Annotated in this window: 26 protein-coding genes; 12 read left to right on the top strand and 14 right to left on the bottom strand. The window is 51.3% G+C overall.

Features of this window, described 5'->3' with window-relative positions; all coding sequences use genetic code 11:
• Nucleotides 1–15: 15 nt before the first annotated feature.
• From V9K92_RS12765 to mnmE, 4 genes are all read right to left on the bottom strand, one after another.
• Nucleotides 16–810 carry a ParA family protein gene (locus V9K92_RS12765; RefSeq protein WP_115054493.1) on the bottom strand — a complete coding sequence of 265 codons (795 nt, stop codon included), beginning with the start codon at nucleotides 808–810 and terminating at the stop codon, nucleotides 16–18.
• Nucleotides 811–873: 63 nt separating this feature from the next.
• The gene (gene rsmG, locus V9K92_RS12760; protein ID WP_337354156.1) at nucleotides 874–1506 is read right to left on the bottom strand and encodes a 16S rRNA (guanine(527)-N(7))-methyltransferase RsmG; all 633 of its coding nucleotides are present in this window, start codon (nucleotides 1504–1506) and stop codon (nucleotides 874–876) included.
• Nucleotides 1503–3368 (bottom strand): tRNA uridine-5-carboxymethylaminomethyl(34) synthesis enzyme MnmG, encoded by a 1866-nt coding sequence (mnmG, locus tag V9K92_RS12755; RefSeq protein ID WP_337354155.1) that lies wholly within the window; start codon nucleotides 3366–3368, stop codon nucleotides 1503–1505. Before mnmG ends, rsmG begins: the two co-directional genes overlap by 4 nt.
• Before the next feature lie 203 nt (nucleotides 3369–3571).
• Nucleotides 3572–4903, bottom strand: a complete 1332-nt coding sequence (gene mnmE / locus V9K92_RS12750; RefSeq protein ID WP_337354377.1) for a tRNA uridine-5-carboxymethylaminomethyl(34) synthesis GTPase MnmE — start codon at nucleotides 4901–4903, stop codon at nucleotides 3572–3574.
• 60 nt (nucleotides 4904–4963) lie between these two features.
• Between mnmE and V9K92_RS12745 the strand changes: the two genes are divergently transcribed.
• Complete coding sequence (locus V9K92_RS12745) at nucleotides 4964–6970, top strand: thioredoxin domain-containing protein (RefSeq protein ID WP_337354154.1); 2007 nt, start codon at nucleotides 4964–4966, stop codon at nucleotides 6968–6970.
• On the opposite strand, the gene rho is transcribed toward V9K92_RS12745, so the two are convergent.
• From rho to hemE, 3 genes are all read right to left on the bottom strand, one after another.
• Nucleotides 6967–8232: a transcription termination factor Rho gene (gene rho, locus V9K92_RS12740; protein WP_115054498.1), complete on the bottom strand. Its 1266-nt coding sequence runs from the start codon at nucleotides 8230–8232 to the stop codon at nucleotides 6967–6969. The genes V9K92_RS12745 and rho overlap by 4 nt on opposite strands.
• Before the next feature lie 196 nt (nucleotides 8233–8428).
• A complete protein-coding gene (gene hemJ / locus V9K92_RS12735; protein WP_336440497.1) occupies nucleotides 8429–8905 on the bottom strand; it encodes a protoporphyrinogen oxidase HemJ in 477 nt (158 codons plus the stop codon).
• 64 nt (nucleotides 8906–8969) lie between these two features.
• Nucleotides 8970–9998, bottom strand: a complete 1029-nt coding sequence (gene hemE / locus V9K92_RS12730) for a uroporphyrinogen decarboxylase (RefSeq protein WP_115054499.1) — start codon at nucleotides 9996–9998, stop codon at nucleotides 8970–8972.
• 416 nt (nucleotides 9999–10414) lie between these two features.
• On the opposite strand from hemE, the gene V9K92_RS12725 reads away from it, so the two are divergent.
• The 5 genes from V9K92_RS12725 (at nucleotide 10415) to dnaQ (ending at nucleotide 14048) form a co-directional block, all read left to right on the top strand.
• On the top strand, nucleotides 10415–11236 hold the full coding sequence (locus tag V9K92_RS12725) for a pyruvate, water dikinase regulatory protein (protein WP_307281482.1): 822 nt from the start codon (nucleotides 10415–10417) through the stop codon (nucleotides 11234–11236).
• A gap of 24 nt (nucleotides 11237–11260) precedes the next feature.
• Nucleotides 11261–11854, top strand: a complete 594-nt coding sequence (locus V9K92_RS12720) for a Maf-like protein (protein ID WP_443094463.1) — start codon at nucleotides 11261–11263, stop codon at nucleotides 11852–11854.
• Nucleotides 11847–12683, top strand: coding sequence for a shikimate dehydrogenase (locus tag V9K92_RS12715; protein ID WP_337354152.1), 837 nt, complete (start codon nucleotides 11847–11849; stop codon nucleotides 12681–12683). The genes V9K92_RS12720 and V9K92_RS12715 overlap by 8 nt, the downstream gene beginning before the upstream one ends.
• Entirely contained in the window at nucleotides 12680–13273 is a 594-nt protein-coding gene (coaE, locus tag V9K92_RS12710; protein ID WP_336440328.1) for a dephospho-CoA kinase, read from the top strand. The genes V9K92_RS12715 and coaE overlap by 4 nt, the downstream gene beginning before the upstream one ends.
• A gap of 67 nt (nucleotides 13274–13340) precedes the next feature.
• The gene (gene dnaQ / locus V9K92_RS12705) at nucleotides 13341–14048 is read left to right on the top strand and encodes a DNA polymerase III subunit epsilon (protein WP_336440327.1); all 708 of its coding nucleotides are present in this window, start codon (nucleotides 13341–13343) and stop codon (nucleotides 14046–14048) included.
• A gap of 44 nt (nucleotides 14049–14092) precedes the next feature.
• On the opposite strand, the gene secB is transcribed toward dnaQ, so the two are convergent.
• A complete protein-coding gene (gene secB / locus V9K92_RS12700; protein WP_008127318.1) occupies nucleotides 14093–14578 on the bottom strand; it encodes a protein-export chaperone SecB in 486 nt (161 codons plus the stop codon).
• A 129-nt stretch (nucleotides 14579–14707) separates the two neighbouring features.
• Nucleotides 14708–15190 carry an FxsA family protein gene (locus tag V9K92_RS12695; RefSeq protein ID WP_115054504.1) on the bottom strand — a complete coding sequence of 161 codons (483 nt, stop codon included), beginning with the start codon at nucleotides 15188–15190 and terminating at the stop codon, nucleotides 14708–14710.
• 177 nt (nucleotides 15191–15367) lie between these two features.
• Here V9K92_RS12695 and V9K92_RS12690 point away from each other — a divergent pair, with 177 nt between their 5' ends.
• Genes V9K92_RS12690 through V9K92_RS12675 form a run of 4 tightly spaced genes read left to right on the top strand, consistent with a single transcriptional unit; the run spans nucleotide 15368 to nucleotide 18093 of the window.
• Nucleotides 15368–16063, top strand: coding sequence for a Tim44/TimA family putative adaptor protein (locus tag V9K92_RS12690; RefSeq protein WP_337354151.1), 696 nt, complete (start codon nucleotides 15368–15370; stop codon nucleotides 16061–16063).
• A gap of 19 nt (nucleotides 16064–16082) precedes the next feature.
• On the top strand, nucleotides 16083–17183 hold the full coding sequence (mltA, locus tag V9K92_RS12685; RefSeq protein WP_336440325.1) for a murein transglycosylase A: 1101 nt from the start codon (nucleotides 16083–16085) through the stop codon (nucleotides 17181–17183).
• Entirely contained in the window at nucleotides 17180–17725 is a 546-nt protein-coding gene (locus V9K92_RS12680; protein WP_307281508.1) for a Smr/MutS family protein, read from the top strand. Before mltA ends, V9K92_RS12680 begins: the two co-directional genes overlap by 4 nt.
• Entirely contained in the window at nucleotides 17722–18093 is a 372-nt protein-coding gene (locus V9K92_RS12675) for a helix-turn-helix domain-containing protein (RefSeq protein ID WP_115054508.1), read from the top strand. Before V9K92_RS12680 ends, V9K92_RS12675 begins: the two co-directional genes overlap by 4 nt.
• A gap of 29 nt (nucleotides 18094–18122) precedes the next feature.
• Here the strand turns inward: V9K92_RS12675 and V9K92_RS12670 are convergent, their stop codons facing one another.
• The 5 genes from V9K92_RS12670 to hslV form a co-directional block, all read right to left on the bottom strand.
• Complete coding sequence (locus tag V9K92_RS12670) at nucleotides 18123–19091, bottom strand: DUF1402 family protein (RefSeq protein ID WP_115054792.1); 969 nt, start codon at nucleotides 19089–19091, stop codon at nucleotides 18123–18125.
• Nucleotides 19092–19179: 88 nt separating this feature from the next.
• On the bottom strand, nucleotides 19180–19593 hold the full coding sequence (locus tag V9K92_RS12665) for a lysozyme inhibitor LprI family protein (RefSeq protein WP_307281511.1): 414 nt from the start codon (nucleotides 19591–19593) through the stop codon (nucleotides 19180–19182).
• A gap of 79 nt (nucleotides 19594–19672) precedes the next feature.
• On the bottom strand, nucleotides 19673–20974 hold the full coding sequence (gene hslU / locus V9K92_RS12660; protein ID WP_115054510.1) for an ATP-dependent protease ATPase subunit HslU: 1302 nt from the start codon (nucleotides 20972–20974) through the stop codon (nucleotides 19673–19675).
• On the bottom strand, nucleotides 20971–21531 hold the full coding sequence (locus tag V9K92_RS12655; protein ID WP_337354150.1) for a GNAT family N-acetyltransferase: 561 nt from the start codon (nucleotides 21529–21531) through the stop codon (nucleotides 20971–20973). The genes hslU and V9K92_RS12655 overlap by 4 nt, the downstream gene beginning before the upstream one ends.
• A complete protein-coding gene (gene hslV, locus V9K92_RS12650) occupies nucleotides 21521–22075 on the bottom strand; it encodes an ATP-dependent protease subunit HslV (RefSeq protein ID WP_115054512.1) in 555 nt (184 codons plus the stop codon). Before hslV ends, V9K92_RS12655 begins: the two co-directional genes overlap by 11 nt.
• A gap of 194 nt (nucleotides 22076–22269) precedes the next feature.
• Here hslV and hisB point away from each other — a divergent pair, with 194 nt between their 5' ends.
• Nucleotides 22270–22878, top strand: coding sequence for an imidazoleglycerol-phosphate dehydratase HisB (hisB, locus tag V9K92_RS12645; RefSeq protein WP_115054513.1), 609 nt, complete (start codon nucleotides 22270–22272; stop codon nucleotides 22876–22878).
• Between the two features lie 3 nt (nucleotides 22879–22881).
• Complete coding sequence (locus tag V9K92_RS12640) at nucleotides 22882–23370, top strand: DUF2628 domain-containing protein (RefSeq protein WP_337354149.1); 489 nt, start codon at nucleotides 22882–22884, stop codon at nucleotides 23368–23370.
• Nucleotide 23371: the final 1 nt, after the last annotated feature.

The raw sequence follows: 23371 nt of genomic DNA, 5'->3' as shown, positions 1-23371 counted from the left end.
TCGTTCACGAATCGATTAGGCAGCGCGCAAATGACGCTCTCTCTGTATGACTTCCGACGCCAGCTGCAAATAGGCCTGGCTGCCGGCACACTTCAAGTCATACAAAATGGCAGGAATTCCATAAGAGGGCGCTTCCGAAACACGGACATTCCTCGGAATTACCGTCCGATAGACCTTATCGCCCATAAAGGATCGGACATCGTCGACCACTTGGGTCGCCAAATTGTTTCGCCCATCATACATTGTTAGAACAATGCCTTGAATCATTAGTGCGGGATTAAGCGAAGTACGCACTTGGCTAACGGTCTCGAGCAATTGGCTCAAGCCCTCGAGAGCGAAAAACTCGCATTGCAATGGCACAAGCACCGAATCCGCGGTCGCCATAGCATTCATCGTCAACAGATTGAGCGATGGCGGACAGTCTATAAGGATATAGGTGAAAGCCGATGTTGACGAATTACCTCTAAAAGCCTTCCGCAGCCGGGTCGCGCGATCAGCCGCATTAGCGATTTCCATTTCAACACCAAGAAGATCCAAAGTTGAGGGTATCAAGGAAAGGCTTGGCACAGCCGTGGGCACCGCAGCTTCTTCCACCGTGGCCGTTTGCATCAAGACATCGTAAGATGATATCGCCCGGCTCTTTCGATCAACGCCTAGGCCAGTACTCGCATTTCCCTGCGGATCAAGATCAACAATGAGCACATTTTCGCCGATTGCCGCCAACGCGGTCGCGAGGTTAATCGCGGTCGTCGTCTTACCCACGCCGCCCTTCTGATTTGCTATTGTTATAATGCGAGTCTGGTTATTCATTGGCTTTTCCTGAACACTAAACTGTTCGTTGCCGATAAAATGGAGCATTAGGTGGCGCGGTTTTTAAAGTCTGCAGAGATTGCTTATCTGCAAAACCACAGAATCTTTATCGACAACGCTTCTATGTTCTACCAGATCAAAGGTCCAGTCGTCACGAGTTTCGTCGATTTCCCGGCGGTAATCCCTACCTTTTTGAAAAAGTGCTGTTGCTCCTCCGATTAGCCAAGGTTCAGCGAGCACGAATAACTCTTTCAAAGAGGCGAGGGCGCGGGCCGTTATTATCTCAGGAGTAGCAATCTTCTGCCATACCGCGTCAATTCTGGCCGCGTGAACCGTGCCTGGAGCAGAAGCTTGACCAATAGCTGTACGCAGGAACGCGGCCTTCTTGGAATTGCTTTCGACAAGATCAATCCTGCTACCAACTGACTGCTTCAGAAAAATAGCAAGGACAACACCCGGAAATCCGCCGCCGGAGCCAAGATCAAGCCAGACCTTAGCATCTGAGGCCAGGCGATAGAGCTGTGCACTATCAAGGATATGCCTTTCCCAAAGTTGATCAAGGGTGGAAGGCGACGCCAAATTTATCGCTTTGGACCACTTTCTGAAAAGTGTCTCAAAAGCAAATAAATCCTCCAATGTTTCACGTGAAACATGTGGAAGGATTTCTTGCAGGCTTTTTTCGCGATTTTTGGTCACGCCACATTCCGTGTGGACGTGCGTCTTATTTGCGTAATGATCAGGGCTAGAGCCGCGGGTGTCATGCCGTCAATTCGTTGTGCCTCAGCTATCGACTTCGGTTGCCGTTGCCTAAGCTTTTGTTTTAGTTCATTCGATAATCCGGCGGTGGCTTCGAAATCTATTCCCGCAGGAATCGTCAGCATTTCATCCCGCTGCATGGCGGCGACATCGCTTTTCTGGCGTTCGAGATAAACAGCATATTGCGCCTCAATTTCCAGCGCTTCGCCGATACGTGGCTCGATAGCAGCCAACTCAGGCCAAATATCTTTCACACGCTGCAAATCAATATCGGGAAAAGCCATCAGATCGTAAGCCGAGCGTCGAACGCCATCTTGGTTTAGGCGCAATCCCATATTCGCAGCCGCGGAGGGCGTAATCATCAAATTTTTGGCCAAATCACGCGCAAGGTCGAGCGCCTCAGTACGATGCTTGAAGCGTTGCTCACGCTCTTTCCCCAAAATCCCGAGACGAGAAGCCAGAGGAGTTAGACGCTCATCAGCATTATCAGCGCGCAAAGACAATCTGAACTCGGCGCGCGACGTAAACATGCGATATGGTTCGCTCACGCCGCGAGAAGTAAGATCATCAACCATTACGCCAATATAGGCGTCGGTGCGTTGCATTATAATCGGCTCGGTTCCACTCGCCAGGCGGGCTGCATTGAGACCAGCCAAGAGCCCCTGCGCAGCCGCTTCTTCATATCCGGTCGTTCCATTGATCTGGCCCGCCAGGAAGAATCCCTTGACCCGGCGGGTTTGCAGGGTCCGGTCCAACTCACGCGGATCAATAAAGTCGTATTCGATTGCGTAACCCGGCTGCAGCATTGTCGCATGTTCGAGGCCAGGAATCGTCTTGAGTATATCGAGCTGAACGCTTTCCGGTAGGGAGGTGGAAATTCCGTTAGGATAAACCGTATCGTCGTCTAATCCTTCCGGCTCCAGAAATATCTGATGACCATCCCGATCGCCGAATTTTACGATCTTGTCTTCGATCGACGGGCAATAACGTGGGCCTATCCCTTCGATAGAGCCGGAATACATCGCGGATCGATGAATATTCGTCCGGATCACCTCATGCGTGGCCGCAGTTGTTCGGGTTATGCCGCAGTCTATCTGTGGATTGTTAATCCTATCCGTCATCAAGGAAAATGGCAGAGGATTCTCATCGGCCGACTGGGTTTCAAGACTCTTCCAGTCTATCGACTTACCATCCAGCCGAGGCGGTGTTCCCGTTTTCAATCGTCCTAGTGCGAAGCCTTGTTGAAGCAACGTCTCAGACAATCCAAGGGCAGGGGCCTCGCCCATGCGTCCTGCAGGAATTTTCTTCTCGCCAATATGGATTAACCCTCGAAGGAAAGTCCCGGTAGTTAAAACAACCGCTGCACAATCGAGAACACGTCCATCCATCAACTGGACGCCCTTCACACGGCCATCGCTTATAATGAGGTCATTTGCTCCGCCTTCAATAACAGTAAGGTTTTCCTGCTCTTGGATCGCACGTTGCATTGCCAGTCGATACAGCTTGCGATCTGCTTGTGTGCGAGGGCCGCGTACAGCTGGCCCCTTGCGGCGATTGAGCAACCTGAACTGGATACCGGCAGCGTCAGCCACGCGCCCCATCAGCCCATCCATAGCATCAATTTCCCTGACGAGGTGGCCTTTACCCAGGCCGCCAATCGCGGGATTGCATGACATAACGCCGATAGTGTCTGCGCGGTGAGTGACCAGTGCCGTATTTGCGCCAAGACGTGCCGCAGCAGCGGCAGCCTCACAGCCCGCATGCCCACCACCGATAATGATGACGTCAAATGATCTATGCACGATGCAAAACTTTCTGGATTCGATTTGAACTCTTGATGATCAAAACAGCGCCCTGAGTCAAGTATAACCGGATGAATGGTGTTTCACGTGAAACAATTTGTCTAGTTCTGGATAGATTATCGTATGGCATCGCCGGATGTTTCTCGTCGTCGGCAGCCTGTCCGGAACGGGAGCTAAAGTTACTGCCAAATGTTTCACGTGAATCATTTCCCTATGCAGAATTGCGAAAACACAACGTCCAATATGTCTTCCACATCGACATCCCCGGTTATGCGTCCCAGAGAGTATGAAGCCCGTCTTAAATATTCGGCGCGAACTTCCAGGGGCGCTGCTATATCGTCAATAGCAGCGCGAAGCTCAATACTCGCCTCGTTGAGCAACTCCATATGTCTACGCCGAGTGGGGAGTGGGTCAGAAATGTCCCCCGCTGCTGCTTCGGCCTTTTGCGATAGAAGCCTCAAAAGGGCGTCAACGCCTGCATTAGTGCGTGCGGAAATTACCAGATCATACTCACCGATTTCGGATTCGGTCACCAGATCCGCCTTCGTGCCAATTCTTAGTACGTTCTTTGTCAAAGGCACATCGTCCAACGGGATAGGATCGGACAAATCTGTGACGCTCAAGATCAAGTCAGCGGAGTGAGCTCGGTCGAGCGCTCGCTCTATACCCATCATTTCCACCGCTCCAGTGGTATTGCGAATTCCGGCTGTATCCGTAATCAGGACAGTGATCCCGGAAAGATCGAGCTTAATCTCAATCAGATCACGGGTTGTGCCTGGCTCGTCAGACACAATGGCAACGTCGCTACCGGCCAAAATATTGAGCAGGGAAGATTTACCAGCATTGGGAGCCCCAATAATAACGACTCTGTAGCCATCTCTCACAATTGCCCCGCGCCTTCCGTCGCCCACATGTTTAGTAATACGCCCGGCGAGATCTGCCATTTGTTCCCAAACCAAGTCGGAAACTGAACCGGGGACATCTGACTCGTCGGCGAAGTCCAGTTCAGCCTCTATGAGGGCGCGGGCGCGGATGAGTTCCGAGCGCCAGCCCGAATATAGCTGTGCCTGAGCGCCGGATGATATTTGTAGAGCCAATCGTCTTTGGCTGTCTGTTTCAGCGGCGATGAGGTCTGCCAGTCCTTCTGCTGCTGTCAGATCAAATTTGCCATTTGCATAAGCTCGCCGGGAAAACTCTCCAGCTTCTGCCATTCTGCACCCGTCAAATCCGTACAGAGCGGTAATCATAGCATCCACCACGGCCTTGCCACCGTGAAGGTGAAACTCGGCACAATCTTCTCCTGTAAAACTGTGCGGAGCGGGGAAGAACACTACCAGACCGCGATCAATCAAATCGCCATCGCTGCTCTTGAAGGAGGATAGCTTAGTCAGGCGTGGTTCCGTTAGGCTACCACAGATCGTTTCGACTACGAATCGAGTTCGTGAGCCTGATATTCGTATGACGGCTATGCCCGAGGGCAGGCGCCCACTTGATAGGGCAAAGATGGTATCTTCAAAGATATGCATTTTAATCAGTTCCTACTACACAGGCCTTGATAACCCTCTTAGTGTAGTTGGGAAAGGGTGAGGTGATCCATGTCCGAGGCAGCTAATCTGCTGGGTAATCAATCCAGCCCCTATTTGCGGCAACATGCCGATAATCCCGTTCACTGGCGGCCTTGGGGCAGGGCAGCGCTGGACGAAGCTATCCTGACGAATAAACCAATTCTCCTCTCCGTAGGTTATGCTGCGTGTCATTGGTGCCATGTCATGGCCCATGAATGTTTTGAGGACAATGAAGTCGCGGCGCTAATGAACGAGCTTTACATCAACATCAAGGTTGATCGCGAGGAACGGCCCGACATTGATCAGATTTATATGGCGGCTCTCGGCGCCATGGGCGAACAGGGTGGCTGGCCGCTCACAATGTTTTTAACACCTGAGGGAAAGCCATTTTGGGGAGGTACCTATTTTCCGAAGCATTCCCATTATGGCAGGCCCGGATTTCTTGATGTTTTACGTTCCATTGACGGCGCCTGGCGCAATGACCGTCAACGCGTGGAACAGAACGTTATTGCCCTGACCCAGCACATTGGTGCGCGGCTCAATGCCCAGGCAGAAGAAACAAAGCTTGATCCGGCTTTGATCAACCAGTTCGCGTCTAACATTTTCGGGGCAATGGATACTGTCAAAGGCGGTCTGACCGGATCTCCCAAGTTTCCGAGCGCCCCTTTCATGGACACAATCTGGCTTTCGTGGCTCCGCACTGGCGATTCAACGCACCGGGATATCTTTTTGAAAAGCCTCCAGACCATGCTTCAAGGAGGAATCTACGATCATCTCGGTGGCGGCCTATCCCGATATTCTGTCGATGATGCATGGCTTGTGCCGCATTTTGAAAAAATGCTTTACGACAATGCGCAGCTTATAAGACATGCCACCTATGCCTTTTGCCAGACAGGAAATTATTTGTTTCGTCAGCGAATCGACGAGACGGTTGCTTGGCTCCAGCGCGAGATGATTGTCGATAGCCGATTTGCTTCCAGTCTTGATGCGGACAGTGAAGGCGAAGAGGGACGCTTTTATGTTTGGCAAGACGCCGAAATTCCGACAACAGATGAATTCCAACACTTTCGTGAAGTGTATGATGTTACTGAAGAGGGCAACTGGGAAGGTAAAAACATTCTTAATCGCTTGCAATCCATCAATCTCCTGGATGCTTCGTCGGAAGACAATCTGGCAAAAGCCCGAGACAGACTCTTCAAAGCACGCGAAGCGCGCATTCGTCCTGGCCGTGATGACAAAGCCTTGACCGATTGGAACGGGCTAATGATACGGGCTCTTGCAGAGGCCGGGCGTACATTTGAGAGAAGTGATTGGATTAATATTGCGACAGACGCATACCGTTCCATATCCGAATCGATGGTGGACGGGCGACTGCCGCACTCGGTACTTGGAAATTCGCGTTTGTTTCCTGCGCTGTCATCTGACTACACCGCCATGATAAATGCCGCAATATCACTCCACCAGGCAACACAGAACGCTGATTTTATCAATCATGCAAAGCATTGGAAGGATATGCTGGACCGCTGGCATCAAGACGAATATGGGCTTTATTCCCTTAGCGCCAATGATAGTACGGACACTATCATCCGGGTTCGAGGCGATCAGGACGAGGCCGTGCCAAGCGCCACAAGCCAGACCATCGAAGCTTTGGCGCGGCTGGCATTGGTAACAAGCGATGAGGAGCTGCGGTTGCGCACCATTTCGATCACAGAAAAAGCCCTCGGGCGCATCCTGCAACAACGTTACGGACAAGCGGGAATCCTCAATAGTGCCGGGCTGATGCTCGACCAGATAAAGCTTGTGATCGTAACACCAGACAAAGATCATCCTCTCATGAGGATGGCCGATCGCATTGCCGATCCACGCCGGATTGATCTATGGATCGAACATAGAGAAAACCGGAAGATTGAGCTGGTTGCCGGTGGTGGTGAGGTTACAATAAATAAACCCGCAGCATTTTTGTGCCGCGGGTTTGTTTGTCTTCCACCGGTCGAGACAGAAGCAGAACTCGAAGAGCTGCTGCGATCCAGCTTTTAGGTATTCATATTGTCGAAGAAGTCGCTGTTGGTCTTGGTCTGCTTCAACTTGTCGATAAGGAATTCGATCGCGTCTGTTGTGCCCATTGGAGCAAGGATACGACGCAAGACGAAAATCTTCTGCAAATCCTGACGTGGAACCAGCAGGTCTTCCTTACGCGTACCGGACTTGAGAATATCCATTGACGGGAAGATGCGCTTGTCGGCAACCTTACGGTCAAGCACGATTTCCGAGTTGCCCGTGCCCTTGAATTCTTCAAAGATGACTTCATCCATACGGCTACCGGTATCTATAAGCGCCGTCGCGATAATGGTTAGCGAACCACCTTCTTCAATATTACGGGCAGCACCAAAGAAACGCTTGGGGCGCTGCAATGCGTTAGCATCAACACCACCGGTCAAGACCTTACCGGATGATGGCACGACAGTGTTATAGGCGCGGCCGAGACGCGTGATCGAATCGAGCAGGATGACAACGTCGCGCCCGTGTTCGACAAGACGCTTGGCCTTTTCTATGACCATTTCCGCAACTTGCACGTGACGGGATGCCGGCTCGTCGAAAGTGGAAGAAACAACTTCGCCCTTCACGGAACGCTGCATGTCTGTCACTTCTTCCGGCCGTTCATCGATCAGCAGGACAATCAGATAACATTCAGGATGATTGGCAGTAATTGAGTGGGCAATATTCTGCAAAAGAACAGTTTTACCAGTACGCGGCGGTGCAACGATAAGCCCGCGCTGACCTTTACCAAGTGGTGCCACAAGATCAATGACACGAGCCGAAAGATCCTTGGTAGTCGGATTTTCCAACTCCATCTTGAATCGTTCATTTGGATAAAGCGGTGTCAGATTATCGAAATGGATCTTGTGACGGATCTTTTCAGGGTCTTCAAAATTGACTGTATTTACTTTCAGAAGCGCGAAATAGCGTTCGCCTTCCTTTGGCCCGCGGATCGGACCTTCAACTGTATCGCCTGTCTTCAGGGAAAAGCGGCGAATCTGCGAGGGTGAGATATAGATATCATCGGGGCCCGGGAGATAGTTTGCATTGGCGGAGCGCATAAAGCCGAACCCGTCCTGCAAAATCTCAACCACGCCTTCGCCGATAATCTCAACTTCCTGAGCAGCAAGCTTTTTGAGGATCGCAAACATCAATTCCTGTTTGCGCATGACACTGGCGTTTTCCACTTCCAGCGTCTCCGCGAAAGCCAAAAGATCTACCGCGGTTTTGTTCTTAAGTTCTTGTAGTTTCATTTCCTGCATGTGTGCGGAACTCTAATTCTTGTTGTTTGAAATGGGGAAGGGAAATGACGATGCCTGAATGCAGTGCCATGATGACATGGCCGGTGATGCTATGGCGGTATTTCCGTAGGAAGAGCCCCTATTTAGCTAATAGACCAGCCAAGGGCAAGAGGTTTCATGAGTCCTATTGATATAAGACAGTTGTTTTTATGATGAATCAAAATGGCCTAATAATGACCATGATCACAATAACAATCATGAGCAATGTAGGTACTTCATTCATCAACCGCCAGAAACGCGCAGATTTTTCATTCCGATCTTCTGCAAATAACCGGACCGCCTTTGTGAAAAAGCCATGTACGCCGGATAGAAGAATGACTGCCAGAAATTTCACGTGAAACCAGCCGTCCAGATATGCCTGACTTTGCCAGGCCAACCAGAGGCCTGCAATCCATGTCAGTCCCATGGCTGGATTTATAATCGCTTTGAGAAGTCGATTCTCCATCAGTTTGAATGTCTCAGACTGAACGGAGCCAGTTTCAGCAGCGCAGTGATAAACGAAAAGACGTGGAAGATAGAGCATGCCCGCCATCCACGATATGACCGCAATGACATGGATTGCCTTGACCCAAAGATATGCTCTGTCCGGATAGATTAAAACCAGGCCAACTGCTGCAATAGCCACTGCCGCCATGATCAGGCGCGGTAAAACAGGGACATTTTGGCTTGTGTCTGATGAACTGGTCAAAACTCTCTCCCTATCTATGCGTCAGGCGTACACGATTAATCATTTGTTCGACGTGGGAAACAGGTGCATCGGGTGTAATGCCATGGCCAAGATTGAAGATAAGCGGTCCATGACCCAGCGACTCCAATATGGCATCCACACCGGCATCGATTGCTTTTCCGCCTGCAACAACGCGCAATGGATCAAGATTTCCCTGGACTGCACCATCGCCTTGCAATGATGAAGCCATTGAAAGCGGTACGGTCCAATCCAGTCCAAGCGCGGTCACACCAGTACGCTGCCTATAATTGGTGTAGAGCGCCCCGGCTCCCTTTGGAAAGCCTATAATCGGAACATTCGGATGTACAGCGCGTACCTTTCTGACAATCTTTTCGACTGGCGCTATGCAAAATTCCTCAAAGCAGGCCTCGTCAAGCACACCTGACCAGCTGTCAAAGATTTGAACCGCATCCGCACCTGCATTGATCTGACGTATCAGATATTCTGCCGAAACATCCGAAAGCTCATCAAGCAGCTTCCTGAAGGCTTCAGGTTCGCGATAGGCGAACAACCGAGCCGGAGCCTGATCCGGCGTGCCGTGACCAGCAATCATATAGGTCGCTACGGTCCAGGGAGCCCCACAGAAGCCGAGGAGTGTTGTTTCAGCAGGCAATTGCTGTCTCAGCAGACGAACCGTCTCATAGACCGGCTCCAGCCTGTCTGCAGCACCGGCAGATTCCAGCCAGAATATTCCATCCTTATCGATCGGGGTCATCAAAGGGCCACGCCCTTCTTCAAAACGAAGGTCCCGGCCAAGAGCATGAGGTACAACAAGAATATCTGAAAACAGGATGGCTGCATCAAAACCAAAACGGCGAATTGGCTGTAACGTCACTTCAACTGCCAGATCGGGAGAATAGCACAGGTCGAGAAACGTCCCGGCGTTCTTTCTGACTTCCCTATATTCGGGAAGATAACGACCTGCTTGTCTCATCATCCAGATCGGAGGTGGAAAAACAGTTTCACCTCTCAAGACTTTCATCACTTTGCGATCGGTCATTAGGTGATCCCTCTCCCTGGCCTTTCTTAAAAAAGAAATTCAGATCTATTTTGGATTTTCTGATTCTTAGAGTCTGTTAGTAGCGGGAATTAACACATTGTCAGAATTTTCCCACAGCAAACAATCAGCCCTGTTCCAAGAGGAAATAATTACAACCTAATGGCAGGATAGCAGGGAAAAAACAAAATTATAAACAATTTCAAATTGTTACAATGATATTGGTTCTGAATACATTGTGGATAATGGACCAATAATAGACGAAAAGTCGCAACAATCCACAGTATCCGAATGCCAACGGCGATGCTGCGCACAGGTGAGCTCATTGTGGATGACTTGCCAACAATCCACATGGCTGCCATCTCTTGGGAAAGTTCTGCCTATTTGTCCCCATTCATCAACAGGACATGGAAATTTCTGTGACGAAACCGGTTAACTACTTTCATCTTCACATGATTTCTGATGCGACCGGAGAGACTCTCATCGCAGCGGGGCGGGCCGCATCAGCGCAATATGCCCATGCACGGGCCATTGAGCATGTTTATCCCCTCATTCGGACGGAAAAACAGATACGCAAAGTGCTTGAGGGTATCGATGCGGAACCCGGAATTGTTCTTTACACGATTGTCGACCAAAGGCTTGCGGCGATGATTGATGACAGTTGCGCTGAGCTGGGCGTGCCTTGCGTTTCCGTACTCGAACCCGTGCTCACGCTGTTTCAATCTTACCTCGGCGCTCCCGCTGGACGCAGGGTAGGCGCACAGCATGTGCTCAATGCTGAATATTTTCAGCGAATTGATGCACTCAACTTCACGATGGAACATGATGACGGACAGTTGCCGCCAGATATTGAAGAAGCAGATGTCATTCTGATCGGTATTTCGCGCACATCAAAAACGCCTACAAGCATCTATCTTGCCAATCGGGGCATAAAAACGGTCAATGTGCCAATCGTTGTCGGCGTACCGGTGCCTGATGCTCTTGTGAACTCACAAAAGCCCCTGATTGTGGGACTGGTCGCATCGGCGGAGCGTATTTCCCAGGTTCGCCAACACCGTGTGCTTGGGGCCACTCAAGGCTTTGATGCCGATCATTATCTCGACAGGGCAAATATTATCGAGGAATTGACCTATGCTCGCCAAATCTGTCACAGGCACAATTGGCCAATGATCGACGTATCGAGGCGTTCAATTGAAGAAACAGCTGCCGCCGTGCTCGCTCTGCGGGCGCAAGGTCGGTAGCTGAACATGACACAAGAGAAAAACATGGACATTATACTCGCCTCAAAAAGCCCTTTCCGTGCAATGTTGCTGAAAAATGCCGGGGTGAAGTTCACGGCGCAATCAGCAAACATCGACGAACGCGCAGTCGAAGCTCCTCTCTATAATAGCGGCGCAACACCGGACGATGTTGCTTTGGTACTGGCAGAGGCAAAGGCACTTGATGTCAGTGAACGCAATTCATCGGCGCTGGTTATTGGTTCGGATCAAACATTGTCGCTTGGCGACGAAATCTTGCATAAGCCGGAAGATATGGAGGCAGCCCGCCGCCAATTGTTGAAGCTTTCCGGCCAGACCCATCATCTCAATAGCGCAGTGGTGCTTTGCAAAGATGGTCAGACCCTTTGGAGGCATGTGTCAGTGGCTCGGATGACATTGCGCAGTCTAACACCAGAGTTCATTGGCCGGCATTTGTCTCGTGTAGGGTCCGTGGCATTACAAAGCGTTGGCGCTTATCAGTTCGAGGGCGAGGGGGTGCAATTGTTCGAGAGAGTCGATGGCGACTACTTTACTATTGTAGGATTGCCGCTTCTGCCGCTGCTTGCGGAACTGCGCAAGCAAGGAGCAATTGATGCGTAAAGCTTTCGTAACCGGATTTCCGATCAAACACTCCCGGTCGCCCTTGATTCACGGCCATTGGCTGAAAAAATACGATCTTCCAGGTTCATATGAAGCCATAGAAGCAGCCCCGGACAGCTTCCCTGCGTTTCTCAACAGTTTAAAAGACAATGATTATGTCGGCGGCAATGTCACCATTCCGCATAAGGAAATGGCGTTTGCCTTATGTCAGAGACGCGAACCCGCAGCCGAAGAGATCGGTGCAGTCAATACATTATGGTTTGAAGGCGGACAACTTTGCGGCGGTAATACCGATGCTTACGGGTTTCTCGCAAATCTCGATGCCAGCAGCCCCGGATGGGATAAACACAAAACCGCGTTGGTACTTGGGGCCGGAGGAGCAAGCCGGGCAATTATTTACGCTCTTAAACAACGTGGACTGACAGATATCCGAATCGTCAACCGGACTCTGACAAGGGCTGAAGAATTGGCCGATCGATTTGGCTCAGGGATCAGCGCGCATGAATGGATTGCCGTGCCGGAACTGCTGCAGGATGTCTCCCTCATCGTGAATACAACATCGTTGGGAATGGAAGGCAAGGAGAGCCTGTCAATCGATCTTTCTGATGTAAGGCGCGATGCGCTGGTAACGGACATTGTTTATGTCCCGCTTAAAACGCCATTGCTAAAGGCTGCCCACATGGCTGGATTAAAGACAGTTGATGGTCTCGGCATGCTTTTGCATCAGGCAGTGCCAGGATTTGAACATTGGTTTGGTGTTCGACCAGAGGTGACTGCGGAGTTGCGTAACGTTATCCTCGCCGACATGAATGGCGGCCAGAAACCATGATCGTCCTTGGTCTAACCGGATCAATCGGCATGGGAAAATCCACGACTGCCCAGATGTTTCTGGATGCAGGAGTTCCTGTCTATTCGGCCGATGAAACTGTGCACCGGCTTTACAGTGGAAAGGCCGCTCCTCTGATCGAACAGGATTTTCCTGGCACGACAAGCGATGGCGAGGTTGACCGCGTAAAATTATCGGCAGCCGTTATGGGTAAGCCGGAGGCATTGCAACGGCTGGAGGAGATCGTTCATCCGCTTGTTCGCACCGAAGAGAACAGATTTCGGCAGGACTCAGAAAATAGCGGAGCCAAACTTGTCCTTCTGGATATTCCTTTGCTTTTTGAGACTGGAGCCGAAAAGCGGGTGGATAAGGTTTTGGTTGTTACCGCGCCCAAAGAAGTACAGCGGGAAAGAGTGCTTGCCCGCGAAGGCATGACGGAGGATAAACTCGAGGCCATACTCGCCAGGCAAGTACCGGACGCTGAAAAGCGCAACCGCGCCGACTTTATCATTGATACAAGTCAGGGGCTTGTAGCAGTGCGTGAGCATGTTCAACAAATCATACACTCATTGGTGGATATGTCTGCGGACTGACCACCCTGTGACATCACAGCCTTGCAAGAGTTGAGAAAGTCGTGGAATTTAGGCCAAAGGTGATTCCATGCGCGAAATTATATTTGATACGGAAACGACAGGTCTCGACCGGCTGGATGATCGCATCATCGAAATCGGCGGCGTAGAGCTTGTTAACCGATTTCCGACAGGGCGCACATTTCACGTTTATATCAATCCTGAAGGAAGAGCGGTTAATCCAGAAGCGCTGGCGGTTCATGGAATCAGCAATGAACAATTGCTCGATAAGCCCTTATTTGCCGGAATTCTTCAGGATTTTCTCGATTTCATCGACGGCGCAAAGTTGATCGCGCACAACGCGACCTTCGATATGGGATTCATCAACGCCGAGCTGAACCGGTTGGGACATCCACCAATCCACAATGATCGCGTTGTCGATACGCTGGCGCTGGCGCGTCGCAAGCACCCTATGGGGCCAAACTCGCTTGATGCTTTGTGCCGGCGTTACGGCATCGATAATAGCCATCGCACCATGCACGGTGCGCTTCTGGATTCTCAGTTGCTGGCCGAAGTTTACATTGAGCTTATTGGCGGCAAACAAACGGCGCTGGGTCTGACAGTCTCCGACCAGACAAAAAACCGGAATGAGGCAGGGGAAAGCGCCGCGATCATTATCATGCAACGCAAGGTGGCTTTGCCGTCACGGTTGAGCGAAGCAGAAAAGCTTGCGCATGCCGCCCTTGTGGCCAAACTTGGCGAAAAAGCCATCTGGAACGAGCGCATAGAAGCGCAATAAAAAACCCGGGACCAGCCCGGGTTTAAAACTAATCCTGTCAGATTTTAGCTGACTTTGGCCTTGGCCTGTTCCTCAGCCATGCGCTGCTGGAACATTTGCGCGAAATCAATCGGGTCGATCATGAGTGGAGGGAAACCGCCATTGCGGGTGGCTTCAGCGATGATCTGGCGTGCAAAAGGAAACAGCAGGCGAGGGCATTCAATGAAAAGCAATGGCAGAAGGTGCTCTTGAGGAAAGCCTTCAAGCCGGAACACACCGCCATAAACCAATTCTGCGTTGAACAGAACTTCCTTGCCTTCCGCAGCCTTGGCGGAAAGGGTCAGAACAACGTCAAAATCATTCTCGGCAATAGGATTGGCATTCACGTTGACATTGATGCTGATGCCAGGAGCCTTGTCACGCGGGCGCAGCGACAGCGGCGAGCCAGGGCTTTCGAAGGAAAGATCCTTCACATATTGCGCCAGGATATTCAGGGTCTGTGGCTGGACAGTACCGTTGCCATTGCCGTTCTCTGCGTTTTCATCAGCCATTGTCTGGAAACCTTTTAATGTTGCATCCGCCGTAGCGGTCTAGAAAATCAATGGTGGCTGGCTAGCATGTGTTGTTTGGCGAGGCAAGCTGCCCGCTCTAATCCTATCGTTCCATATATCGGGCAAACCTTACTTATCAGCCTTCCAAGGGGATTCGGGATCAGGCTTGCTGGTATAATCTTCCGGGTTGAGATCAATGACATTTTCCTTGATCCGTGTTTGCCGTGTGCCAGTTGGCCGCCGGCTACCGGAATTCACCACCACGACTCTGTCACTGATGCAGCGCCAACCCAGATCCCGCACAGCTGGAATGAACAACAGCAAACCAATAATGTCCGTGATGAAACCGGGAATTATCAGCAGCAGCGCAGCAAAAAATAGCATCACGCCATGGACAAGCTCTCGTTTTGGAGAGCGTCCAGCAGCCGTTTCCTCGCGTATTTTCTGGATCAGGCCAAAGCCTTGCAAGCGCAACAGGAATACACCGACAAACATTGCCAGAATAATCAGGCCGAGCGTTGCCAGAACACCAATCTCGTTTCCAACGAGGATGAAGCCGGCTATTTCCAGAAATGGCAGCGCCAGCAGGAACAGAGGAATAAGAGATCGCAAACTATTTTACCTTTCAAAGGACATATCCGGCTATTATGGATAGCTCATGTCAATTTCATGCCTATATAGGTAAGCGTGAAGAGTATTTGTATGATTGCAATTGGCAATCTATATGTTTTTGATATTTCGACGAAAGATCGAAAGCGGAAACGAACATCTGGATGAGTGGCAAGCGATATGGAATATCTGGACTTTGGAACAATCTTTTTCTTCGTAGCGGCTGTGGTGATCTTTCTCCAGTTGCGCAAAGTCCTTGGCCGCCGCACCGGAAGCGAACGTCCGCCTTTCAATCCCTATACGCGAACCTCGGAAGCAGACGACAAGGCGAAGCCCGGTGACAATGTTGTTGCATTGCCCAGACGCGGTGAAGCCAAAGCGAACGATTTCGAGAAAATCGATAGTCTGGCAAAGCCGGGGACGCCATTGAACGACGGTTTGCGCGCAATTCAAGCTGCGGACCCCACATTCGAACCGGAAAAATTCCTTGATGGTTCAAAGATGGCTTATGAAATGATTGTTATGTCATTCGCCGATGGTGATCGCAAAACCTTGAAATCCTTGCTGTCGAGAGAAGTCTTTGACGGCTTTGTCTCAGCTATCACCGACCGCGAGTCGCGCGGGGAGAAGGTTCAGTCATCCTTCGTCGGTATCAATAAGGCCGAAATTATTGGCGCCGAGATGAAAGGTAATGAATCCCACGTCACTGTTCGCATCATTAGCGAGCTTATCTCGGCCACGCTGGACAAGGATGACGCGGTCATTGATGGCGATAAGGAAGCCGTTGTTGAAGTGAAGGATGTGTGGACCTTTGCCCGTGACACCAAATCCAAAGATCCGAACTGGAAGCTTGTAGCCACCGAAGCCGAAGACTGACCTTTTGAGATCAGAGAATATGTTATCGCCCCTGTTGCAACCGGTGGACTTTAATAATTGCCCCGGTTGGGAGGAGGATAATCAGCTCGAGGCGTTCAAAGCCTTTCGGCGCTCAGCCCACCATGTTCTGGAAAAGCCCTATAAATCAGGATCGCTTGGCATTTCATTTGAAGCGCTTAAGCCAATTTTTGCTGATTCACGTGAAACAATTGTAGAAACAGACGCGCAAGCCCGCCAATTTTTCGCCAGATGGTTCCGGCCCGCTTTTATAAAACCTGACAGTTCGGCAAGCGGTTTTGTTACCGGGTTTTACGAACCGGAAGTTATTGCATCCCCGATCCGCACCCGGGAATATCCCGTTCCATTTCTCAGGCGGCCTGCCGATCTGATCGATATAGATGATGACAACCGTCCCGCCGGGCTTGATCCCTATTTTGCTTTTGCCCGGCAGACCCGGGATGGACCTGTCGAATATTTCGATCGCCAGGCGATCGAAAGCGGTGCCCTTGAGGGGCAAGGGCTCGAAATCGCTTTCGTGAACAGTATTATCGATGCGTTCTTTATCCATGTTCAAGGTGCCGCACGGCTTAAGATGCTTGATGGCAGTCTGCGCCGTATAACCTATGCGGCAAAGTCCGGACATCGTTTCACGGGCGTCGGCAAGATATTGTTGGATCGCGGCGAAATCGAACCCGAAAATATTTCGATGCAGTCGATCCGCAAATGGCTCGCGGATAATCCGGAACAGGCGCAGGCACTCTTGTGGAACAACCACTCTTACATTTTTTTCCGGGAAGCCCCGGTTGTTGAGAGAGATCTCGGGCCAATTGCAGCGGCAAAGGTGCCGCTCATGGGTGGCCGTTCCATGGCTGTTGACCGGCTTCTCCATACATTCGGCACGCCATTTTATATTCATGCTCCCGACTTGGACGCATTTGGAGGTAAAAGTTTTTCCCGTCTTATGATCGCGCAGGATACCGGATCGGCAATTGTCGGACCCGCCCGCGGCGATCTTTTCGCAGGTTCCGGTGATGAGGCTGGCGAGATAGCTGGTGTTATTCGGCACAATGCAGATTTCTATGTACTGGTGCCGCGTTGCCTGTTGGGTTCAAGCCAATGAAAAAAAAGGCAACACCGGAATTTGCCACGCTTGAAGACCGGATACTTTGGGAAACGGTTGCCAAGACAGCGCGCCCTCTCAAGGGTAAGGATAAGCCGATTTTCTTGGCGGATGAAGCTGACAATACGGAACAGCAACCTTCTGCTCCCGAAAGGCCAAAACAACAGGCACCCGTATTTCCTGCAAAACCGGCACCCAGGCCTCATCTGCTCCATCCAATCGACAAACCTACCCATAAGAAAATCGCCAAGGGCCGCGTGGTCATAGAAGGTCGTATTGATCTTCACGGGCTGACGCAAAGCGAGGCCTATGGTTTGCTGCTCGGTTTCCTGCAACGTGCTCATTTGCGGAAACTACGTCATGTGCTTGTCATCACGGGCAAAGGATCATCCTTCGGAAGTGATGGTGTGCTTCGCCAAGCCGTGCCTTTATGGTTTACAACCCCGGCTTTTCGCATTCTGGTCAATGGCTATGAGGATGCTGCGCGCAATCATGGCGGGACCGGAGCGATTTATGTCCGTCTGCGGCGCGAGGCATCATGACCCCCTTTGGTCAAAGGTTGCGGGATTTGCGCCAGGAACGCGGCGTCTCGCAAAAGGACATGGCGAAAGCCATAGGCGTTTCAGCGGCCTATCTTTCGGCGCTTGAACATGGGCGTCGTGGCCAACCGACATGGGACAAGCTCCAGCGCATCATTCAGTATTTCAATATTATCTGGGATGAGGCGGAGGAATTGCAGAGACTGGCTCTGATTTCGCAACCCCGTGTAACGATCGATACGGGTGGGCTTTCGCCGTCTGTAACTGAGCTTGCAAATCTGCTTGCCATGCGGATTGAGGATATGGATCAGGAAACGACGCAGTTGTTCATTGGCAAGTTGAAACTGCTGCCCCCCAGACGCAAACGCTAGCTTGCCTGCGCCTGTTTGCTTGAAATGCTTTAGAAAAGCGCCTTAAGCTGATCAGCCTTCTCATTGACCAGCCAACCATAATAGTTTTCTTCCGGCATTTGCAGCGGTTCGCCATTGGCAACACGTTGTGCGTTGATATTTGCCAGAGCCCGAGCGCGCGCATCCGCGCCGCCTGTATTATAAAGTGTCGCTGTCAAACCGGGATTCTTGGATATATCGAGATCCGCAACCCGCCTATACACATCGATCGAGTGTTTCAATGTTGCCGCCATATAGGGCAACGTCAGGTCAGGATCCATGATTGTCTTGTAAACTTCACTGGCATTATCCGCATCAAGACGCGGCAATCCCGAATAGCGGTTGACCATGTCCGTCATTTGCAATGCGACAAGCGGGCTGAGCTGGCCTAAGCCGAAACTCTGGCCGGCATAGAATGGCTGGAAGAAAACCGCGCTCAGGCGATTGTTCGGGTAGCTGATCCCGCCGACATTATTCCCGCGAAAAGTAGTATCCCAGACATTCTCCCGGCATGACCAAAGGCGCAGGCTGTCCTTAAACTTATTGCATTCAGCAAACTGGGGTCGCTTGACAAAATCACCAATGGTTTCTCCCTTATAGTCAAAGCTGAGGCCTTGTTTCAGATATGAAACCGCCTTGACGTAATAGGTCTGCAACCTGTCATAGGCATCGACATTGTAGGTGTGTTCACCGACCAAGGCGCCGGCAACATGAACGGGATCAATGCCATAGGTTCTGGAAACGCTGGCAATTTTTGATCGCAGCTTCGTGTCGCTCTTCAGCAGGCCGTAAATTTTTTGATATTTGGCCTCATAGGTGGTGTTCATCTCGCGCGTCCGTTTGGCGGAAGCGGCTGGCACGCCAGGCTGACTTGCATTGCGATTGCCCTCCGGAACCATGGTTACGGCCAATGCGGATTGGGCAGTTACGGAAAACAGCAAAAAACAGCTGGTTGCAAAAAGGCAAAGGGTTCGTTTCATCATCGATCCAGAAATCCAGTCAGAAGCCCGCAATAGCGGCTTGTTCAGACGAAAGCCAGAAAAACCTCAATCTGGATATCAAGTCAGTTCACTGTGCGGGAACTGGGCAACTCATGTCGCCTTCCTCGCACTTCAAATAGGATTTCAGATCTTCGATGCGTGATGCAGTCAAACCGTTCAGACATATGGACTGCATCATAGGGTATACGCTGCCATCTGCACTTCCCGATGTTGAAAAATTGCACTCTGCATCACGAAAGGCAACCCAAGCCTTTTGAGCAGTCACAAGCAGTTTCGTTGTTTGCGCATCGTCTTTCAGGCGAGCAGTAATCTGTCTGTAAAGCGCATTCAACTGGGTGTCTGAGTGCTTATAGGTATTGCTGTAACATTCGTTGAGATCCGCTTGGCTGCTATTAGGCTTGTCACAGGATTCAGCCGAAAGGGCAGCAGGCACGGTCGTGAAAAGTATGATGAGCGTCAGAACGGATTGCAAGAAACGCATGGGATATCTCCTATTGCGACTCGCCCATTAAATAAGAAATCGCGATGGTTTTCCATCGCGATTTCCCTTATTTGCAATGCTAGAGAATGAAACGCGAAAGATCAGCGTTTTTAGCCATGTCGCCGATAGTCTCGCGCACATATTTGGCATCGACCGTGTACTCAGCTCCGGATTTGTCCGGCGCATTGAACGAAATCTCATCCAGCACGCGCTCCATAACCGTCTGCAGACGCCGCGCTCCGATATTCTCGATGGTCGAATTGAGATCAACGGCAATATCGGCCAATGCATCAATTGCATCATCGGTAATATCGAGTTTGACCTCTTCAGTCGCCATCAACGCAATATATTGCTTGAGCAGGCTTGCTTCCGGCTCCGTCAGGATGCGGCGCATGTCATCGCGTGTAAGGGCGCTAAGCTCGACACGGATGGGCAAGCGGCCTTGCAATTCCGGCAACAGATCGGAAGGCTTGGACACATGAAACGCTCCTGACGCGATGAACAGGATGTGATCGGTCTTGATCGGACCATATTTGGTCGCGACCGTTGTTCCTTCCACGAGCGGCAACAGATCGCGCTGCACGCCTTCACGCGATACGCCTGCACCCATTCCGCCGTCACGCGCTGCAATCTTGTCGATTTCGTCAAGGAAGACGATGCCGTCATTCTCGGCGGACCGTAGCGCTTCCTGTGTGATCTGATCCTGATCGAGAAGTTTATCCGACTCGTCATTGATCAAGACACCATAGGACTCCTTGACTGTGGTTTTCACCGTCTTGGTGCGTCCGCCCATAGCTTTACCAAGCATGTCGCTGAGATTGAGGACGCCGATATTTGCACCGGGCATGCCGGGTAGTTCAAAGCTTGGCGAGCCGGAGTCGGCAATCTCGACTTCGATTTCCTTGTCGTCGATCAGGCCATCCCGCAATTTCTTGCGGAAGCTGTCACGGGTTGCAGGGCTGGCAGTCTTGCCGACCAGTGCGTCAAGCACACGCTCTTCTGCGTTGACATGGGCCTTGGCCTTCACATCCTCACGCTTTTTCTCGCGTACAAGCCCGATGGAAACCTCGACCAGATCACGAATAATCTGTTCAACGTCACGGCCCACATAGCCGACTTCGGTAAACTTGGTTGCTTCAACCTTGATGAACGGCGCGCCCGCAAGCTTGGCGAGACGACGTGAGATTTCCGTTTTGCCGACGCCAGTCGGTCCGATCATCAAAATGTTCTTGGGCATGACCTCTTCGCGCATCTGGCCTTCCAGCTGCTGGCGACGCCAACGGTTACGTAACGCAATAGCAACGGCACGTTTTGCGTCATTCTGGCCGATAATATAACGATCAAGTTCGGAGACGATTTCTCTTGGAGAAAATGTTGTCATTGGATTCTCGTTTCTTCCTGCCCGTCTTCGGGCCAAATTTCCAAATTATCCCGTGCCATCATAAGGGCGGGACCATAAATTGACGTCCTCGTATCAAATGCCGCAAAGCCAGCCTTTTCATAGACCCTGATTGCCCGCTTATTGGCCGGGTCCGGATCGACGATCACGCGTGGCACCCCTTCTTCGAAAAGGAGCGATACGAATTCATCGATCAGCCGTGCACCATGCCCTTGGCCGATAAGGTCCGGCTCACCAATCATCAGGTCGATCCCAAGTGTTCCGCCCGGCTGATCCTGGTAGGGATGATCATCCTCAAGATGTGGATCATAGGTCTGGAGATAGCCGATAGGCTCGTCACCAAGCATGATTATGAACGGCTCAACCGAAACACTATCCATATGGTCAGCGATGTCGGCCAATTCCTTTTCAGGATCTTCGTTCCACCACTGTGCCACATGCGGTTCTGCCAGCCATTGCGAAATCATATTCAGATGGCGTGGTTCAACCGGGATGAAGCGGTAACGAAACTTCTGTCCGGATTCTAGTTCAGGCGGCATCAAGCGACTCAAGCGTTACACTTGTATTTGTGTAAATGCAGATATCAGCTGCAATCTGCATGGAACGGCGGGCGATTTCTTCTGCGCTCTTGTCCGTATCGATCAATGCCTTTGCTGCTGCCAGGGCAAAATTGCCACCAGAACCAATGGCCATTACGCCATACTCAGGCTCGAGCACATCGCCATTACCGGTAAGCGCGAGCGTAACCGATTTGTCGGCGACCAGCATCATGGCTTCGAGGCGGCGCAAATACCGGTCTGTACGCCAATCCTTGGCAAGTTCGACACATGCACGCATCAACTGATCAGGATATTGTTCAAGTTTGGATTCGAGCCGTTCAAGCAATGTGAAGGCATCTGCGGTAGCACCGGCAAAACCGGCAATGACATTGCCCTTGCCGATACGGCGTACCTTGCGGGCATTGCCTTTCATAACAGTATTGCCGAGGCTGACTTGTCCGTCGCCGGCGATCACCACCTTACCGTCCTTGCGGACAGTTACGATGGTGGTTCCATACATGGTGGAGGGGTTGTGTTCTTGCATATTAACTCCTTAAGCGCGTTCGCCTGTACCCTAATCAAAGCAGTGCAGCGAACCCCTTCTGTTCCACTTATGTATGATGCCGCTACGGAAATGCAAATGAGTCTATAACCCTAAGCCATCAAAGCATTTGGAGATTCGGCATTCGTGTTTTAGAAGGCCACAATTAAAGGTATTTCTCCAAGCGGGATAGAGGCATGACAAGCGTCAGCACGCGTGAAGCGAAGGTAGAGCGGACAACCAAGGAAACCAGCATTGCCGTTTCGGTCAATCTGGACGGAACCGGTGCATTCAATATTGCAACCGGTGTCGGTTTCTTTGACCATATGCTGGAGCAATTGTCGCGGCATTCCCTGATAGACATGGATATCAAGGCCAATGGCGATCTGCATATCGATGATCATCATACCGTTGAGGACACCGGCATTGCTATCGGCCAAGCCATCGCCAAGGCTTTGGGTGAGCGCCGTGGCATTAATCGTTATGCTTCGCTGGATCTGGCCATGGATGAAACATTGACGCGCGCGGCGCTGGATGTCTCTGGTCGGCCCTATCTTGTCTGGCACGTAAAATTCTCGGCACCTAAGATCGGCACGTTTGATACCGAACTTGTTCGGGAGTTTTTCCATGCTCTGGCGCAAAATGCCGGCATTACATTGCATGTCGCCAATCTTTACGGCGAAAACAATCACCATATTGCCGAGACCTGCTTCAAGGCCGTGGCCCGTACGTTACGGCACGCAATAGAAACCGACCCGCGCCAGAAGGATGCTATTCCTTCAACGAAGGGCAGTCTGAAAGGCTGAGTTATGGCCAGCTTTGTTGTACTGACGCCGCAGTTACGTAACGGTCAACGGGATGATGACCGCACGGTTTTCATCCGTGACGGATTTGCATGGCTTGGGTTCATTTTCCCCGTGCCGTGGCTCGTGCTGCAACGCCTGTGGTTTGAGGCCGCATTGGTGTTTGTGGCAACAATAATCATCTCGCTGGTTGGAAACTATACGGACCATGCAGGTCTGGCGACTCTCATCACTGCGCTTCTTTCCCTGTTCGTTGGGCTGGAGGCGCGCCGCTGGCGTTATGCAAAGCTTGAACGCAATGGATTCGAGCAGCGTGCCGTCATTGATGCAGAAACTGCGGCTGACGCAGAAATCGCTTATTTCCATGGACCTGATTTTATGGCCGAGCCGTTGAGCGAACCGGCGCCAAAGACCGACCTGCCGGCCTATCGTTCAAGCACGACGCCAGCGCTTGATGGAATGGTCGGGCTTGTAAGCCATCGCGGAGAGAACTGAA

The sequence above is a fragment of the Phyllobacterium sp. CCNWLW109 genome (assembly GCF_037203905.1).
GTDB lineage: Bacteria > Pseudomonadota > Alphaproteobacteria > Rhizobiales > Rhizobiaceae > Phyllobacterium > Phyllobacterium ifriqiyense.
This window is presented reverse-complemented; position numbering and strand designations above follow the sequence as displayed.

Excerpts from the sequence above, each read along its gene's own strand:
- V9K92_RS12765 (WP_115054493.1), bottom strand. The coding sequence starts at position 810 with ATGAATAACCAGACTCGCATTATAACAATAGCAAATCAGAAGGGCGGC.
- V9K92_RS12745 (WP_337354154.1), top strand. The coding sequence starts at position 4,964 with ATGTCCGAGGCAGCTAATCTGCTGGGTAATCAATCCAGCCCCTATTTG.
- rho (WP_115054498.1), bottom strand. The coding sequence starts at position 8,232 with ATGCAGGAAATGAAACTACAAGAACTTAAGAACAAAACCGCGGTAGAT.
- hemJ (WP_336440497.1), bottom strand. The coding sequence starts at position 8,905 with ATGGCGGCAGTGGCTATTGCAGCAGTTGGCCTGGTTTTAATCTATCCG.
- hemE (WP_115054499.1), bottom strand. The coding sequence starts at position 9,998 with ATGACCGATCGCAAAGTGATGAAAGTCTTGAGAGGTGAAACTGTTTTT.
- V9K92_RS12720 (WP_443094463.1), top strand. The coding sequence starts at position 11,261 with ATGGACATTATACTCGCCTCAAAAAGCCCTTTCCGTGCAATGTTGCTG.
- V9K92_RS12715 (WP_337354152.1), top strand. The coding sequence starts at position 11,847 with ATGCGTAAAGCTTTCGTAACCGGATTTCCGATCAAACACTCCCGGTCG.
- coaE (WP_336440328.1), top strand. The coding sequence starts at position 12,680 with ATGATCGTCCTTGGTCTAACCGGATCAATCGGCATGGGAAAATCCACG.
- dnaQ (WP_336440327.1), top strand. The coding sequence starts at position 13,341 with ATGCGCGAAATTATATTTGATACGGAAACGACAGGTCTCGACCGGCTG.
- secB (WP_008127318.1), bottom strand. The coding sequence starts at position 14,578 with ATGGCTGATGAAAACGCAGAGAACGGCAATGGCAACGGTACTGTCCAG.
- V9K92_RS12690 (WP_337354151.1), top strand. The coding sequence starts at position 15,368 with ATGGAATATCTGGACTTTGGAACAATCTTTTTCTTCGTAGCGGCTGTG.
- mltA (WP_336440325.1), top strand. The coding sequence starts at position 16,083 with ATGTTATCGCCCCTGTTGCAACCGGTGGACTTTAATAATTGCCCCGGT.
- V9K92_RS12680 (WP_307281508.1), top strand. The coding sequence starts at position 17,180 with ATGAAAAAAAAGGCAACACCGGAATTTGCCACGCTTGAAGACCGGATA.
- V9K92_RS12675 (WP_115054508.1), top strand. The coding sequence starts at position 17,722 with ATGACCCCCTTTGGTCAAAGGTTGCGGGATTTGCGCCAGGAACGCGGC.
- V9K92_RS12670 (WP_115054792.1), bottom strand. The coding sequence starts at position 19,091 with ATGAAACGAACCCTTTGCCTTTTTGCAACCAGCTGTTTTTTGCTGTTT.
- V9K92_RS12665 (WP_307281511.1), bottom strand. The coding sequence starts at position 19,593 with ATGCGTTTCTTGCAATCCGTTCTGACGCTCATCATACTTTTCACGACC.
- hslU (WP_115054510.1), bottom strand. The coding sequence starts at position 20,974 with ATGACAACATTTTCTCCAAGAGAAATCGTCTCCGAACTTGATCGTTAT.
- V9K92_RS12655 (WP_337354150.1), bottom strand. The coding sequence starts at position 21,531 with ATGCCGCCTGAACTAGAATCCGGACAGAAGTTTCGTTACCGCTTCATC.
- hslV (WP_115054512.1), bottom strand. The coding sequence starts at position 22,075 with ATGCAAGAACACAACCCCTCCACCATGTATGGAACCACCATCGTAACT.
- hisB (WP_115054513.1), top strand. The coding sequence starts at position 22,270 with ATGACAAGCGTCAGCACGCGTGAAGCGAAGGTAGAGCGGACAACCAAG.
- V9K92_RS12640 (WP_337354149.1), top strand. The coding sequence starts at position 22,882 with ATGGCCAGCTTTGTTGTACTGACGCCGCAGTTACGTAACGGTCAACGG.